12 protein-coding genes and 1 tRNA gene are annotated in these 15,405 nt (G+C 44.5%); 8 read left to right on the top strand and 5 right to left on the bottom strand.

The annotated features are described in order from the left end of the window. Window positions 1-88 precede the first annotated feature (88 nt). On the top strand, window positions 89-1,852 hold the full coding sequence (locus FD968_RS05875; protein WP_215364570.1) for a ShlB/FhaC/HecB family hemolysin secretion/activation protein: 1,764 nt from the start codon (window positions 89-91) through the stop codon (window positions 1,850-1,852). A gap of 14 nt (window positions 1,853-1,866) precedes the next feature. Here FD968_RS05875 and FD968_RS05870 read toward each other — a convergent pair whose 3' ends face one another. Further along, entirely contained in the window at window positions 1,867-3,252 is a 1,386-nt protein-coding gene (locus FD968_RS05870; protein WP_215364568.1) for a phosphomannomutase/phosphoglucomutase, read from the bottom strand. Between the two features lie 42 nt (window positions 3,253-3,294). Then, a complete protein-coding gene (gene pgi / locus FD968_RS05865; RefSeq protein WP_215364566.1) occupies window positions 3,295-4,821 on the bottom strand; it encodes a glucose-6-phosphate isomerase in 1,527 nt (508 codons plus the stop codon). Between the two features lie 120 nt (window positions 4,822-4,941). On the opposite strand from pgi, the gene FD968_RS05860 reads away from it, so the two are divergent. Both FD968_RS05860 and FD968_RS05855 read left to right on the top strand, forming a co-directional pair. Further along, a complete protein-coding gene (locus tag FD968_RS05860; protein WP_215364564.1) occupies window positions 4,942-6,078 on the top strand; it encodes an NAD(P)/FAD-dependent oxidoreductase in 1,137 nt (378 codons plus the stop codon). 20 nt (window positions 6,079-6,098) lie between these two features. Further along, window positions 6,099-6,188 (top strand) — tRNA-Ser (locus tag FD968_RS05855). Window positions 6,189-6,220: 32 nt separating this feature from the next. On the opposite strand, the gene FD968_RS05850 is transcribed toward FD968_RS05855, so the two are convergent. Beyond that, window positions 6,221-7,180 (bottom strand): hypothetical protein, encoded by a 960-nt coding sequence (locus FD968_RS05850; protein WP_251367506.1) that lies wholly within the window; start codon window positions 7,178-7,180, stop codon window positions 6,221-6,223. Between the two features lie 41 nt (window positions 7,181-7,221). Between FD968_RS05850 and FD968_RS05845 the strand changes: the two genes are divergently transcribed. From FD968_RS05845 to FD968_RS05825, 5 genes are all read left to right on the top strand, one after another. Then, complete coding sequence (locus FD968_RS05845) at window positions 7,222-8,667, top strand: sensor histidine kinase (protein WP_215364562.1); 1,446 nt, start codon at window positions 7,222-7,224, stop codon at window positions 8,665-8,667. Between the two features lie 105 nt (window positions 8,668-8,772). Then, window positions 8,773-10,878: an alkyl/aryl-sulfatase gene (locus tag FD968_RS05840; protein ID WP_215364560.1), complete on the top strand. Its 2,106-nt coding sequence runs from the start codon at window positions 8,773-8,775 to the stop codon at window positions 10,876-10,878. 196 nt (window positions 10,879-11,074) lie between these two features. Then, a complete protein-coding gene (locus tag FD968_RS05835; RefSeq protein WP_215364558.1) occupies window positions 11,075-12,553 on the top strand; it encodes an anthranilate synthase component I family protein in 1,479 nt (492 codons plus the stop codon). Further along, complete coding sequence (locus FD968_RS05830) at window positions 12,538-13,122, top strand: aminodeoxychorismate/anthranilate synthase component II (protein WP_215364555.1); 585 nt, start codon at window positions 12,538-12,540, stop codon at window positions 13,120-13,122. Before FD968_RS05835 ends, FD968_RS05830 begins: the two co-directional genes overlap by 16 nt. Window positions 13,123-13,223: 101 nt before the next feature. Next, window positions 13,224-13,817: a flavodoxin family protein gene (locus FD968_RS05825; RefSeq protein WP_215364554.1), complete on the top strand. Its 594-nt coding sequence runs from the start codon at window positions 13,224-13,226 to the stop codon at window positions 13,815-13,817. Here FD968_RS05825 and FD968_RS10620 read toward each other — a convergent pair. Beyond that, window positions 13,797-14,012: a Trp family transcriptional regulator gene (locus FD968_RS10620; RefSeq protein WP_371817758.1), complete on the bottom strand. Its 216-nt coding sequence runs from the start codon at window positions 14,010-14,012 to the stop codon at window positions 13,797-13,799. The genes FD968_RS05825 and FD968_RS10620 overlap by 21 nt on opposite strands. A gap of 137 nt (window positions 14,013-14,149) precedes the next feature. Continuing rightward, entirely contained in the window at window positions 14,150-15,376 is a 1,227-nt protein-coding gene (locus tag FD968_RS05815) for a CaiB/BaiF CoA-transferase family protein (RefSeq protein WP_215364550.1), read from the bottom strand. Between the last annotated feature and the right edge of the window lie 29 nt (window positions 15,377-15,405).

Genomic DNA, 15,405 nt, shown 5'->3' with positions numbered 1-15,405 from the left:
CTATTAATCATGGCATTTATCGGACAAATCCCTATAAACGATATAATTTAAACATTAATTATCAAGCACTTAGCTTGTTTTGATTTACATGACCCACCCCACCAAATTCCAAAAATCATTATTAGCTTTAACGACAATTGCCACGCTGGCTACAGGACAGGCTTTTGCCCAAGTGGATGCCGGCGCTTTACAACAAGGTTTAGAGCAGCAATTACCGTTACCGTCGCCACTTGCGCTTCCAGAACCTGGGAGAGCTGCTCCAGCTCAACCAAGCAAACCGAAAGAAGGCGAGTTGCGTTTTACGGTGAAGTCATTTGTCTTGGAGGGCGTCAATATTCTTCCTGAGGCAGAAGTGCAATTGGCTATCCGTTCTTGGGTTGGTGTGCCTGTAAGCTTTGATGATTTGCAAAGAGCCTGTGATGCGATTCAGAACTTCTATCGCAGCAAGGGCTTCACAGTGCAAGCGATTCTGCCGCCACAAAAGATTGCTGATGGTGTGGTGAAGATTTTAATTACCGAGGCAAAGCTTGGCAAAGTTGAAGTTGAGAATCCTCAAGGACCCACTCGTTTTAGTAAAGAGCGAGCAGCTGCTTATATTATTTATGCAAATCCAGTAGGTAATCCACTCAATTTGGATGCTGTAGAGCGTGCCATCATCATCTTGAATGAAACTCCAGGTGTCATGGTTTCGAGTCAATTGGAGCCAGGCGATAAACAGGGTGACACTAATCTGCGCCTGCAGCTTACGCAGCCTAGCTTGGTTCAGGGTAGGGTTGAGGCAAATAACTACGGAAGCCGAACCACTGGAGCAAATCAAGGCGTTGTTGCTTTGAGCTTAAACGGCCCATTAGGCATTGGCGACTCCGCCTCTTTGAATGGTATTACTTCTGCAGGCTCACAGTACCTACAAGGTGCAGTTTCGTTGCCGGGGTCTAATGATGGTCTGAGACTTGGTCTTGCGGGAACCTATTTGCAATACAAGAACGTGAGTAACTATGTCTCAACTGGTGGTGCAGGCGATGCCTGGACTACTGGCTTAAGTGCTGCATATCCTTTGATTCGTTCACAGGGCGGCAATCTTAATGCCAATCTGAACTATGACGTGAAGAGCTACAACAACCGCAACACATTAAGCAATACGATTGTTAGTGCTTACAACATTAATAATCTATCAGCAGGGATGTCGGGAAATTTTGTAGATAGCATTGGTTATGGCGCTGTATCTAGTGGATCAGTAACGATGGTCTTAGGCCATCTTTATATGATGGACACTAGCCCATCGACTTACAGCATGTACTCAGTACCAGGATCTAGCCCAACGGTTTACCAGCCAATCACACCCGCTAACTTTAGTAAACTCACTTTTTCAGCAAACCGTAATCAACTATTGGTTGCTGATGGTGCAACTACCCTGTACACAGCGCTCTCAGGTCAATTTGCATCAACTAATCTCAATTCTGCTGAGCAGTTTTATTTGGGCGGACCTTATGGTGTGCGTGCCTATCCAGTTGCTCAATCTGGCGGATCGCAGGCCGGGCTCTTCACTATGGAAGCGCGTCATCAGTTAGAGCCAAAACTAACCGCCTCCGCTTTCTTTGATGGCGGCATCGTACAGCAGTACAAATTTACTTACCCAGACTGGCAAGGTTTAACCAACGCAAATAATACTTACTCTTTAATGGGTGCCGGCTTAGGTTTGAAATGGGATTATGAAGGCTGGAATATCGGCGCATCAGTTGCATGGATGTTGGGTAAGAATCCCTTATACAGCCAATATGGTCAGCCTGTTAATACCGATGGCAGCACTACACAACCAAGAGGCTGGGTGACTGCCAGTTACAACTTCCATTAGTACTTGTAGTTGGTTTAAAACGGTAATTTCGCACCAGGCTTAGCAGCCAACAACACCGCCTTAAACTCCGCCTGAATACGTCTAATAGCTTCTTCGCTGTCAGCTTCAAAGCGCATCACCACCACAGGGGTGGTATTGGATGGTCTGGCCAAGCCAAATCCATCTTTGTATTCCACACGAACACCATCGATCGTGTTAATGGATTCTGAAGTCGGGAACTTGGCGTTAGCTTTTATCGTTTCTAGCAAAGCAAATGGCTCACCTTCAGCACATGCCAGTTGTAATTCAGGGGTGCAAATAGCATTTGGTAAGTCATTTAATGTCTTATTGGGATCTTTCTCTTTGGAAAGAATCTCTAATAAACGCGCACCGGTATATAGGCCATCATCAAAGCCAAACCAACGATCCTTAAAAAAGATGTGACCCGACATTTCACCGGCAAGAGGAGCGCCATTTTCTTTAAGCTTTGCTTTGACTAAAGAGTGACCCGTTTTCCACATCAAAGGCTCACCACCATGTTGTTTAACCCAAGTAGCCAAGTTACGAGTGCACTTCACGTCATAAATAATCTGGCCTCCAGGATTGCGGGAGAGAACATCTTTGGCAAACAACATCATTTGACGATCAGGGAAAATGACCTGACCATCCTTAGTCACCACGCCCAAACGGTCAGCGTCACCATCAAAGGCAAGGCCGAGTTCATTATCAGTGGTCTGTAGGTTCTTGATGAGATCTTGTAAGTTCTCAATATGAGCAGGATCTGGATGGTGATTCGGAAAATGACCATCAACCTCGCAAAAGAGTTCTTGCACTTCGCAGCCAAGCTCTCTGAATAACTGACCAGCAAAAGCGCCACCAACACCATTTCCGCAATCAACTGCAATCTTCATTGGGCGAGCAAGTTTCACATCCCCAACAATATGCTTGAGATACATCGGGAAGATATCAAAGGTTGAGCGACTTCCTTGACCAATAGCAAATTGCTTGGCTTCAATACGCTGACGCAGTGCCTGAATCTGCTCACCGTAAATGGCAGCACCCCCCAGAACCATCTTGAAACCGTTGTAATTGGGGGGGTTGTGGCTACCTGTAATCATGATGCCGGACTTTGGCTTCTTGCCATCTAGCACTTGATTTGCTCCAAAATAAACCATGGGTGTAGCAACCATACCTAGGTCAATGACGTTAATACCAGTAGAGAGCAATCCATCAGTCAAATCCTCAATCAAGCTTGGGCCTGAGAGGCGGCCATCACGACCAATGACGATTTCAGTTTCTCCCAGTTCACGCATCTCGGTGCCAAAAGCTTGGCCAATCAACTGAGCAATCGATGGATCTAAAGTCTCATCAATAATGCCGCGAATGTCATAAGCCTTAAAAATAGATGGAGAGAGTTGCATGAAACACCTTTAAATTAAAGGAAGCGCAGGGCGCTCAAGAAATTAAGAATTCAGAAAATTAATACGTGCCGCAGTAATTGAATCAACGCTGTCATCCGCAACAACGTGATCGGAGCCACTAGCGAGGGCTTTCTCAATCGGTTTAGCGAGCACCTTGCCGTACTCAACGCCAGGCTGATCAAAGCTATTGATATTCCACAAAGCACCAAGTGCAGCCGCACGGTTTTCATAAAGTGCGAGCAATGCACCCAAATAGAAAGCATTGAGTTCGGGCAGGAGTAATAGGCTACTTGGGCGTTTGCCTGGATAGACATTGTTTGGGTTGCTATCTGCTTTACCGTGAGCCAATGCCTGGGCTTGAGCTAGGCAATTCGATAGCAAAATGCGGTGATGTGCCACCGCCTCGGGGCGTTCACTCATCGGCTTTCTGACTGCGATGAAATCAATTGGAATGATTTCTGGGCCTTGATGGAATAGCTGGAAATAGGAATGCTGAGCATTGCTACCTGCGCTACCAAAAACAACAGGAGAGGAATGCTTAACTGGCTTACCATTTTTACCAATACTCTTGCCATTACTTTCCATATCGAGTTGTTGTAACCATTTTGGAAACCAATCTAGTGCATCCGCATACGGAATAGCTGCATAAGCTTTGATGCCATGTTTTTCTTGTTGATGGAGCAAAGCTAGTGCCATGATGACGGGCAGATTGTTCTCAAGGGGCGCATTCTTAAAATGCAAATCCATGGCATGAGCGCCAGCTAAAAATTCCTCAAAGGTCTTAAAGCCGTATTGCAGGGCAATTGGCAAGCCTACCGCAGACCAAACCGAGTAACGACCGCCTACCCAATCCCAGAATGGGAAGATATGATCCTCTTCAACGCCAAACTCAAGCGCTGCTGGCACATTAGCTGTTACAGCAAATAAGGCTTTTGCAATTTGTCCCTTAGTGCAATCATTCGCTTTAAGCCAAGCGACGACTGCCTTGGCATTCATGGTGGTTTCTAAGGTGGTAAAAGATTTAGAAACAATTACCACTCTCGTGCTATTAGGTTGCGCGCGATCCAGAATGCGGGCTAATTCAGCGGTATCGATGTTAGCCAAAAAATGCATGCGCATGCCGCGACTCTCAATGTCGGGAACATGAGCTAGGGCTTCAATGGCTAAGCGTGGGCCAAAGTCTGACCCGCCAATGCCAATATGGATGACATCGGTCACACCAATCCATTTATTACAAAGCGCTTCAATACGGCGCCATACATCGGTCACTGCAGGCATCACATCTTGACCATCTAAAATGACAGGTGACTTAGAAAGATTGCGCAGTGCTGAATGGAGGGCAGGACGATCTTCACTCTGATTAATATGTTTACCAGCAAACATATCGGAGATAAATTCTGGTAGCTTTGACTTGCGTGCCGTATTAAATAACTTAGTCCAGTCAGTCTGATTCATGCCTTGATAGGCGGTATCTAAAACTACATCGACTGCAGAGTGAGCTCCATTAGGCATGTCACCATGGAGGTTTTGGGTGCTTTGCAGGTTGTTCGAATCTGGCTTTAAAGACATTTCTTGATTTTATCAAGAAGGGACCCAAAATCACCTAAAACACTGAAAATGTTAGGATTTCGGTATATTGAGTGTCATCAATTGGCCATAAATAGACTAATTAAATACAGGCGGAGATAGATGGAGCAGGTGGATTGTGTTGTGGTGGGTGCCGGAGTAGTCGGTCTAGCAGTCGCTCGCGAGATGGCGCTCCAGGGTCGCGAGACGATTTTGCTCGAGCGTGAAAGTGCATTTGGCACCATCAGCAGCGCTCGCAATAGCGAAGTGATTCATGCCGGCATTTACTACCCTAAGGATTCTCTTAAGGCCAAGCTTTGCGTCGAAGGTAATCGATTGCTCTACGAATATTGCCGTAGCCATCAAGTTGCCACTCAGCCCTATGGCAAGCTCATCGTGGCTAGCGATGAAACCCAAATCGATGATCTCCAGGCGATTCTCTATAAAGCACAAAACAATGGCGTACCAGAGATCAAGATGATTTCTGGTGATGAGGCCAAAACCTTAGAGCCAAACCTGAAGTGTGTGGCCGCGATTCTCTCGTCGACTACTGGCATTATCGATAGTCATGGTTATATGCTCTCGCTGCTCGGAGGCTTTGAGGATGCGGGCGGCATGGTAGCTTATCAATCACCATTAATCAGTGCGAAACCAATTGGCAATAACGCGGAAGGTGGATATCAATTAGTAATTGGCGGTGTCGATGGTATGCAAATCCAAACAAAACTTCTAATCAATTGCGCTGGCATGAGTGCGCCAGCAATTGCGCAAAAAATTGAGGGACTAAAAAAAGATCAAATACCCAAAGCGTATTTTGCAAAAGGTAATTACTTTTCTCTGTCAGGTAAATCGCCATTTACACATTTGATTTATCCCATTCCGGAGCCGGGTGGTTTAGGTGTACATCTCACTTTAGATATGGGTGGTCAGGCTAAATTTGGTCCTGATGTGGAGTGGTTGGATATTGAGGCAGAAGAGCAAATTGATTACACCGTCAATCCAAAGCGTGGAGAGGGTTTTTATGAGGCCGTGAGGCGCTACTGGCCTGGCCTCAAAGACAACGCTCTTCAGCCTGACTATTCAGGGGTGAGAGCGAAAATCGTCCCACCCAATGCACCGGCAGGCGACTTTTGCTTCAATGGTCCTAGAGAGCATGGCCTACATGGGCTCTACAACCTATATGGCTTTGAGTCCCCTGGGCTCACCTCTAGCCTTGCGATTGCTAAGCATTTAGAAGGGCAAATCAAAAATTCCTTATAATCTAGGGCTGAAATCGCAAAGGAAGAGTGGCAGAGCGGTTGAATGCACCAGTCTTGAAAACTGGCGAGGATGAAAGTCCTCCGTGAGTTCGAATCTCACCTCTTCCGCCAAATTTTACTAACCACCTACGGGTGGTTTTTTATTAGAAGCTTGCCGCTAAACCGATAGAGGTGCCATGTACGTTTTGACCAAATTGGTAGCGGAACACTACGCGAATTCTGTTAAATATCGGATCAGATGCACTTCGATCCAACTCAATGCCAGTGCCGACAGATGAGAGTGAATTAAAGCCTAGTGCACCACGAAGATCCCCCAGAAATTCTGTGTGAGCTAATTCAAACACCGTTCTTAATGGCCTATCCAAAAGAGTGATTGGCGTTGGAACGCGACTGCGAGCCCAGATTGCAGCACTTTGAGAATCTGCGGATCCTTTAACTGCTGTAGATGTATCAAATGTTTGCACTGGAATATTGGTATAGCGCAATTCAATATCAATTTCTTGATCAGGCTTGTAGTTTTCATAATCCAGCATGACCGAACCACCAAGGCCGTATGAGTTCATGCGACCACCATTCAAAAATTGCATATCAACGCCGGTGCGATTTTGCAGCACTCGTGAGGCAATCGATATATCACTCTCTAAGTGACCTAGCATCACGTTGGCAATAGGCCTAAAACGCAATTCACTTGTAATTGGGAAGTCCCAGCCAATACCACCCGTACCGGTGACACTATTCCAGTGGACGGGTACGGTAACCGAGCTATTTCCAATGCCGTCAGTAAAGTTTGGGTTGTATCGATTGATTGCCATGGTTCCCTCAAGGTAAAGGGGGAAATTGGCGCTTATGCGGTCGCCACCACCTAAGGAGATCATTTGCAAATCAGAGTTATCTCCGCCGTTATTGCGGATGGAGAGAGATCCAGTGGTGACATCGGGCGTTAAGGAATAGCCCGTAATGGTCATAAAGGCATCCGCTCTTTTCTTGAGGTAATTATTTGCAGCGTTGTAGAGGGCGGATTGGGCATAAGCCTCTCCCAGGGCAATGCTCATCAGCACTGCGCAAGAAAAGAGAAGTCGGGCTAAATAAAAAAACATTGGCATGAATTTTAGCCAATCATCTGCCTCGATGTACGATAGTGGGAATGAAGCTCTTGATTGCCCTGTACTTTTTTATTCTAGCCATCATTCAGACGGGCTTATTTCTGGGCGTTTATCACTATTATCGATCCCAGAGTTCAGTTAGGCCAAGCCCATATTGGATGGTGTCTTTATTGGCCAGCATTTTTGCTCTCATTATCTTTGGGGCGGGCGTTCTCACTATCTCTGATGTTGCAAAACCAGAATTTACTTTCACCATTGCAAATTTCTTCTTTTATATTGCAACTCTTTTACAGGGACTGTTCTGCAGGTCTTTAAATCAAGAGATTTCTAAAAAGATAAAAATAATCTTTTTATGTTCCGCGGCAATTTTCTTGATTGTTTTTGAACTCATGCGAATACATGGTAATTTTGAAATTCGTACCGTATTCTTTTGCATTCTCACCAGCATTCTTTATTCCTGGCAAATCATTGAATTAAAAGCAAAACGCAAAGAATCGCCGTCGCGCCAACTGCTGTACCTGCAATATGCCAGTTCGGCAGAAATGTTTTTTGCAATTGGTCGAATAGCCATTCTGATTATTTCCTCGCTGACCATACGTGAAGTAGAACAAATTCCCCAGGTATTGATTCTCTTTACGATTACGCAATTGGTCATGAATACCTTATCCTACATTGCCATTGGCGGTTATTGGGCAGAGCGTATAGCAGTTAGCAATGCCCAATCCAAAACGGAGAACCAAGAGATTAGAGCGCTACTCCAAGAGCGTGAAAATCTCATTAATTCATTGTTAAAAGCCAACAAGACGGCGGCCACCGGGGCTTTGTCAGCCTCTATTGCCCATGAATTAAATCAGCCGCTAGGGGCAAGTAGCTTAAATATTCAGTTTTTGCAAAAGAAATTATCTGATGGTCAGATGGACCCCAAGCTCCAGCAAGAAGTTTTAAATACCTTACTTTTAGATAATGAGCGAGCTGCTAATATTATTCGCACCCTAAGATCAGTTTTTGCAGACGAGCGCATTGAAAGCGCCGACGTGGGCTTAAGTCAATTAAGTAATGATGTGCTCAGTATTGCAAGGCCAGAGATTGTTTCAAAGCAAATCAAAGTGAGACAATCGCTTCCATCAAACCTCATTGTGCAAACAAATCGTAGCGAGATTCAGCAAGTGTTGTTGAATTTACTCAATAATGCTATTCAGGCATTAGCAAGCTCTAAACAGGCCGATAAAGAAATTGTGATTGAAGGGCGCTTCACCGGGTCTGGCGTGGAATTGTCGATTGCTGACAATGGTGACGGCGTTCCCCTGCAGGCTCAAGCCAATTTATTTGAATTATTGGTTGATAGTCAGAAGAAGGGTATGGGTTTAGGGCTTTGGTTATGCAAGCACATCGTGATGCGCCATGGCGGAACCATTCGTTACGAGCCTAATTTGCTAAGTGGTGCAAGATTCATCATTGAGCTTCCCATTCAATCTAAAGCAATCTAGTTTTAATCTGGAGCTGCTACCATTTATTAGCTCTTAAGCTAATTGCCATAGAAGCATCCAAACCTATCATCCAAAGTATTAGGTACTTTTTTTAGGAATATGTAGATGAATATCAAGCTTACTCAAATTGCGCTGGCGGCTTCATTGCTTTCTTCTGGACTTCTAATGGCTGCTGGTGGGGGCGGTGTTATTGCTGATCCAGGCGCAATGCAGGGCAAACACTTTGATATCAAGGGTAAGGCGCCATCTAGTTTTACGGTGGAGCTCCAGAATGGTTTACGCAAGACATTGCCATTTGAAGATAAGCGCGATTTTGAGGAGTCTAAAAAAGGCTTTATTGCTGCACCTTCATATAAAACCATCATGGCCGATGCGGGCAATGTGGCGTGGGACATGGGTAGTTATGAATTCCTCTTGCAAGGCAAGGACTTTGATAGTGTCCATCCTTCGTTGCAGCGCCAAGCCATCCTCAATATGGGTTATGGACTCTATGAAGTGGTGCCAGGAAAGATCTATCAAGTTCGTGGCTTTGACTTGGCCAATATTAGCTTTATCAAAACAAATTCTGGATGGATTGTGTTTGATCCATTAACTGCAAAAGAAACAGCTCGCGCAGCGCTTGAGCTCGTAAATGAAAAGCTCGGCAAGCGCCCGGTAGTGGCAGTGGTGTATTCACATTCGCATGGAGACCATTTTGGCGGTGTGCGTGGCGTAGTTGATGAGGCGGACGTTAAGAGCGGCAAGGTCAAGATCATTGCCCCGGCAGGCTTTATGGATCATGCAATTGCCGAGAATGTGTATGCCGGTAACGCGATGACGCGCAGAATGTACTTCCAATATGGCGTTCTATTACCCCGTAGCCCATTTGGTCACGTGGATCAATCGATTGGTAAAAATACAGCTGCGGGTAACTTAGGAATGATAGAGCCAAACGTCTATATCAACCAGCCCTATGAAAAAATGACAGTTGATGGCGTAGAGATGGAGTTCCAAAATACCCCCGGAACTGAAGCTCCTGCTGAGATGAACACTTACTTCCCGCAATTTAAAGCATTCTGGGCGGCGGAAAATATTACTGGTACGATTCACAATATCTACACACTACGTGGCGCCTTAGTACGCGATTCACTGGCATGGTCCAAGAATATTAACAATGCTTTATATCGTTACGGCAATGAAAGTGAGGTGATGTTTGCTTCACATAGCTGGCCACGTTGGGGTAATGAGCGTATACAGGAAGTAATGCGTACTCAGCGCGATAGCTATGCTCATCTTCATAATGAAGTTCTGCATTTAGCGAACAACGGTGTAACTATTAATGAGATTCAAAACGTTTATAAGCAGCCTGAGAGCCTCAAGAAGCAGTGGGCAGCGCATAGCTACCATGGCTCTGAAGAGCACAACAGCCGCGCCGTCATTAACCGCTATCTCGGCTATTGGGATGCGAACCCTGCAACCTTGGCGCCGCTATCGCCAAGAGACTCAGCACCTCTTTATGTCGAGATGATGGGCGGCTCTGCCAAGATTATGGCCAAGGGTAAAGAGCTCTATAAGCAGGGCAAATATCGTGAAGCAATGGAGATTGTGAATAAATTAGTCTATGCGCAGCCAAGCAATGCAACTGCAAAAGATTTATTGGCGGACATCTTTGAGCAAATCGGTTATCAAAAAGAGAGCCCAAGTATGCGCAATAGCTTCTTGGGCGCTGCTTATGAACTTCGTCATGGCATGCCAAGTGGTGCTTCTCCAAAGTCCAACGGCCCAGACATGATTAAAGGCATGACGACTGAACTTTGGCTCAATGCATTAGCTATCAGCATGGATAGTAAGAAAGCGGCGGGTATGAATTTTGTGGTCAATCTTTCTACACCAGACAATGGTGAGAAGTTTGTCATCGAGATGAGTAACTCTGCCTTGACGAACATCAAAGGCCAGCAGGCAAAAAACCCAAATCTGACAATTACGTTAAATCGTAGCGATCTTGAGCAGGTAATGGGTGGTCAAACTACATTTGACAAACTCTTGGCTGAAGGCAAGGTGAAGTTTGATGGTGATCGCAAGCCATTTGATCAGCTCAGAAGTACATTGACTGTCTTTGTGCCTGACTTTGAACTCATGCCTGGAACAAAAGGAAAGGCTGTGCTTAAGCCAGCGACTCCTGCAAAAGATCCATTCGCGGCACAAGAGGTGGCCATTACTGCTGGTGAGTAGATCGTCTAAAAAGTTAATGTAGGTTTGCAAAACCAGAATTAATCCCCTGCTTTTTATAAGGGAACTTAGCACTTCCTGCTAAGTTCCATCTTTCTTTTCTTTCAGCGTATTCCTTTGATTGTTTCCACTCTTGCTGCTTGATTAATTTTTAAAACAAATGTATTGTTGTAATGGTACATCAATACAATTAAAAAGCATGATCATATACAAACATATAAAGGAGCTCGATTTCAGTGAGTTTGAGCTTGGCGTAGATGGATTCCGTTCATTGGCATTTCAAATCTACCGAAATTTACTCAATGAGTTCGATAGCAAGGAATTAATGTTGCTAGAGTCTCTTGGCCCTAGCGCTATCGATTCGAGGAGATCTCTAATTGGGATCAATCGCGTATTGGAGATTAATGTCACCGATCAAATCATCATCATCAGGGGGAATCCTCAGATCCTAGCAAAGATAAGGCGTATTTATAGAGATTCATATTTACTCGAGTCAGAAGAAAATGCATTGCAATATAGACTTACTGATCGTAGGTCTGTGTGGGATTTTTTGAGATTGCTTGATTTTCAATTCAAGGAGATAGATGGAGGGGTGTATGCGTTTTCTATCTTTTCTTACAACACTATTTATTTTATTGAAACGATTTCTGGTTACAAGAAGGGGGATGCTCCAGATATACAAATAATCTGCTATGCAAATTATTTAGAGTTTTCGGAAGATAAGGTTCAATTTTATGAATACGGTTTTACAGGTGTTGAAGCGATTCCTTATTCTAGGATTGCATGCCATTTGAAATCTAATGAATTGCCTTTGAAAATAAATCACCAGCCTGGATTTTCAATAGAAAAAGAAACACAAAAAGACGAGTATCTAAAGAAGGCTAAGCGGGCATTGGGACATATTGGTATTGGTGATGTGTATCAAATTCAAATTGGTCAAAAGGTTTCGATTCAATCCGATATTTCAGCGATTGACGTCTATGCAAGAATGCGATTGTTAAACCCTTCACCTTATATGTACCTATTTGACTATGGGTGTTTTAAGATTATTGGCGCAAGCCCTGAATCATTTGTCTACATGAAGAACGGGGAGGTCCTTATTAGGCCTATCGCCGGAACACTTGCCAAATCATCGATTCGCACAAAAGAGGCCGCTATAGAGGAGTTTGATAAAAATCCTAAGGAGATCGCAGAGCACATGATGTTAGTAGATTTGTGCCGAAATGATCTTTGTAAGGTGGGAATGCCTGACAGCTTACAGGTTCCTCATTTAATGTCTGTTGAGGAATATTCTCATGTGTATCACCTGGTGTCTACTACCAAATCTTCGATTAGCGTAACTGCCGATAAATATGATGTGATCCAAGCTGCATTTCCCGCTGGCACGATGACTGGTACCCCAAAAATTCGTGCCATTGAGTTAATTAGCGAAATCGAGGATAGCTCTAGAGGACTTTATGCTGGCGCGCTAGGTATGATTGGTTTGGGGGTCAATTTCATCAATACTGCACTCTGTATTAGAACGGCTTTTGAATGCGATGGCACATATACATTGCGGGCATCTGCAGGAATGGTTGCAGACTCGCTTGTCGAAAATGAATATGCTGAAACCCTCCACAAGATGGGCTCTGTATTTAAAGCGATTACCGATGAGGAAATTTCATGTCACGTCATGTAATTGTTGTAGACGCGTACGATAGCTTTGTCCATATATTAGTTGCTTATTTGCAGAAATTAGGTTGCTCGATAAGCTTATATCGTAAGGACGATACCCAGTTAGTAGACGCGGTTCAGAATTCTTCCGGGGATTATCTATTGCTTGGTCCTGGCCCTGGTCATCCAGCAGATTCTGGTTATGGCCGCTTACTGCATCTGAATGCGGGACGCATACCGGTTCTGGGGGTTTGCTTGGGGCATCAGGCGATTGGGCTACATTATGGCTGCAAGATTGAGTATGCAAAGCACCTGATGCATGGAAAAAGAAGTTGGATTTCCCATGATGAACAAGGATGCTTCAAATCCTTACCTAGCCAGAAGATTCTCGCTATGCGTTATCACTCTATTGTTGTTTCAGAAGAAAATCTTCCCAAGGATATTCTCATCTCGGCAAGATCTGATGATGACTCCTATGTAATGGGTATTCGACATGCCTTCTTAGATATAGAAGGTATTCAGTTTCACCCTGAAAGTATCGGGACAGACTTTGGCCTACAGATTCTTCAAAATTTTATTGATACTTATGCATAGCGGCTTCTAGTAAGGCAATCAGCATTACAAGGCAGGCTTATCTCGACAGGCCAAACTTAGTTTGTTCAACGAAATTCAATTTCCTTGCTGGGGTAGTTTCAATGAAAGTATGTGTATTGGTTGGATCTTCACGAAAGAATGGTTTAAGTAGTCAGATCTGCTGCATATTGAAGCATCGATTTAGGCTTAAAGGTTTATTTGGAAATTTCATTCACCTTGCCGATCGTCATATTGAATATTGCGATGCCGATAATCATTGCCAATTATCGCCCTGTGGTGTGCCTGATGATTTGCCAAGTATCTTGTCAGATATGCAGGCTGCTGATGGAATTATTTATATGCCGGTGATGCATGCGTTTGGGACGAATAGTAAATTTCAGGCCTTTTTAGAAAGGGCTGGGTATGGTTACCTGCGCCCCTTGGATCGACCACTTAAAGATAAGGTTGCTAGCATTGTTGTTGTCGGCAGAAGGTATGGTCATACAGCCGTATATTCACAAATCATGCTGAATATCATGCTAAACAAAATGATTATGGCTGGATCGGGTTTTCCACCACTTTTTTTAGGCGCTCTTGGTGGCGTACAAGATGATTTCGAGGCCCTAGAGGCTTTGGAGCAAACTATTGATAGGATGCATGATGTACATCAAAGATTTAGAGGGGCTAACAAGTCCTTAAGTAGCACCGAACTTTGATTTCCAATATTTTTTTGCCTTAGGGTTGCGAAGATTTGCTGCGCCTCTTGTCACTTTCGAGATGCTCACGTTGAGCAATTTAGCGCATTCCCTTTGGGGGTTTTCAGTACAGGTTAGATTTTGATAAATCCTGACCCTATCCAAGAGATCGTTTATTTCGGCGGAGGTTAAAATTTGCTCAAGCAAAAATTGCATATCGTTTAGGTTATCAGTACTACACAAAAGCTCTAAAAGGGCGTGCTTGGCTGTAGATCTGTTCATCAAATCCCCCATATACTCAGTGTCTTTACTTGAAATTGCATTCTAACCTCCTATTTTTTTAAATAGATTACTTAGGGGCTAAACGCGCCACCAGCTTCAAGCACTTTGAGTTCATCGCCCTTAATGCCCAGCTCGGCTAATAACTCACTTGTGTGCTCACCCAATAAAGGTGGATGTTTGCGAACTTGTTGAGGGGTGCCCATCATCTTCACGGCAAAGCCAATGTTTGGTACTTTGCCTTCAATTGGATGGTCAATCTCCATACGCATATTTCGATGACGACCATGCTCGCTATCAAAAGCTTCTGGATAGGTATTGATTGGGCCGGCTGGAATACCTGCGGCTAATAAAGCGGTTACCCATTCTTCACTAGTTTTAGTAATAAAGGTTTTCTCTAGCTCGGTTGCCAGTTCAAGGCGATTAGCAAGACGCAGTGGATTGGTTTTAAAGCGCGCATCTTCAGTAAGTTCTGGACGGCCAATCTTTTCGCAAAGCAATTTCCAAAGTTTTTGATTAGTGGCGCCCATCACAAAGTAGCCATCGGAGGCTTTCATGGCTTGATAAGGAGCGCTCATATGATTAGCGGTACCTAGCTTATAGGGCTCAACACCCGTACCCCAGTATTGCGCGGTATCCCAAATTGAAAATGCGAGAGCAGAATCAAACAAGGAGGCATCAATAAATTGACCTTCACCCGTTTTAGTTTTACCAATGTAGGCAGACAAAATTCCATAGATAGCAAAGAGGGCGCAACCAATATCAGCAACCGGAACGCCCGCTTTAACTGGAGGTCCGTCAGGATAGCCAGTCACACTCATGACGCCGGACATCGCTTGTGCCATCAGATCAAAACCAGGGCGATCTGCCCAAGGACCTGTTTGCCCAAACCCAGAGATGCTGGCATAGACCAAGCCTGGGTTTATTTTTTGCAGTGAAGGGTAATCAATACCTAGTTTTTTCATGACACCGGGACGATAGTTTTCCACCAAGATGTCTGCAGTTTTAACCAGTTCAAAAAAGACTTTTTTACCGGCATCTGTTTTCAGATTGAGAGTAAGACTGCGCTTGTTGCGATTCATATTCAGAAAGCCCATGCTGTCTGAACCCTTCATCTTGAATCCCATGGCACCTCGAGTCTGATCCCCAGTGCCCGGTGGCTCAATCTTGATGACATCGGCGCCAAGATCAGCCAAGAGCATGCAGCAGTAAGGCCCAGCCATGACTTGGCTTACGTCCAATACCCTCACTCCTAAAAGGGGAAGGGGTCTAGAAACCTCATTCATAGGTGTTTTCGTCATTGTCTCGATGGTTTTTATATGTTTAGAAT

Origin of the sequence: Polynucleobacter sp. AP-Titi-500A-B4 (assembly GCF_018688095.1) — a bacterium.
Taxonomy (GTDB): Bacteria; Pseudomonadota; Gammaproteobacteria; order Burkholderiales; family Burkholderiaceae; genus Polynucleobacter.
The sequence above is the reverse complement of the archived record's forward strand: the minus strand, read 5'-3'. Positions and strand labels throughout refer to the sequence as shown.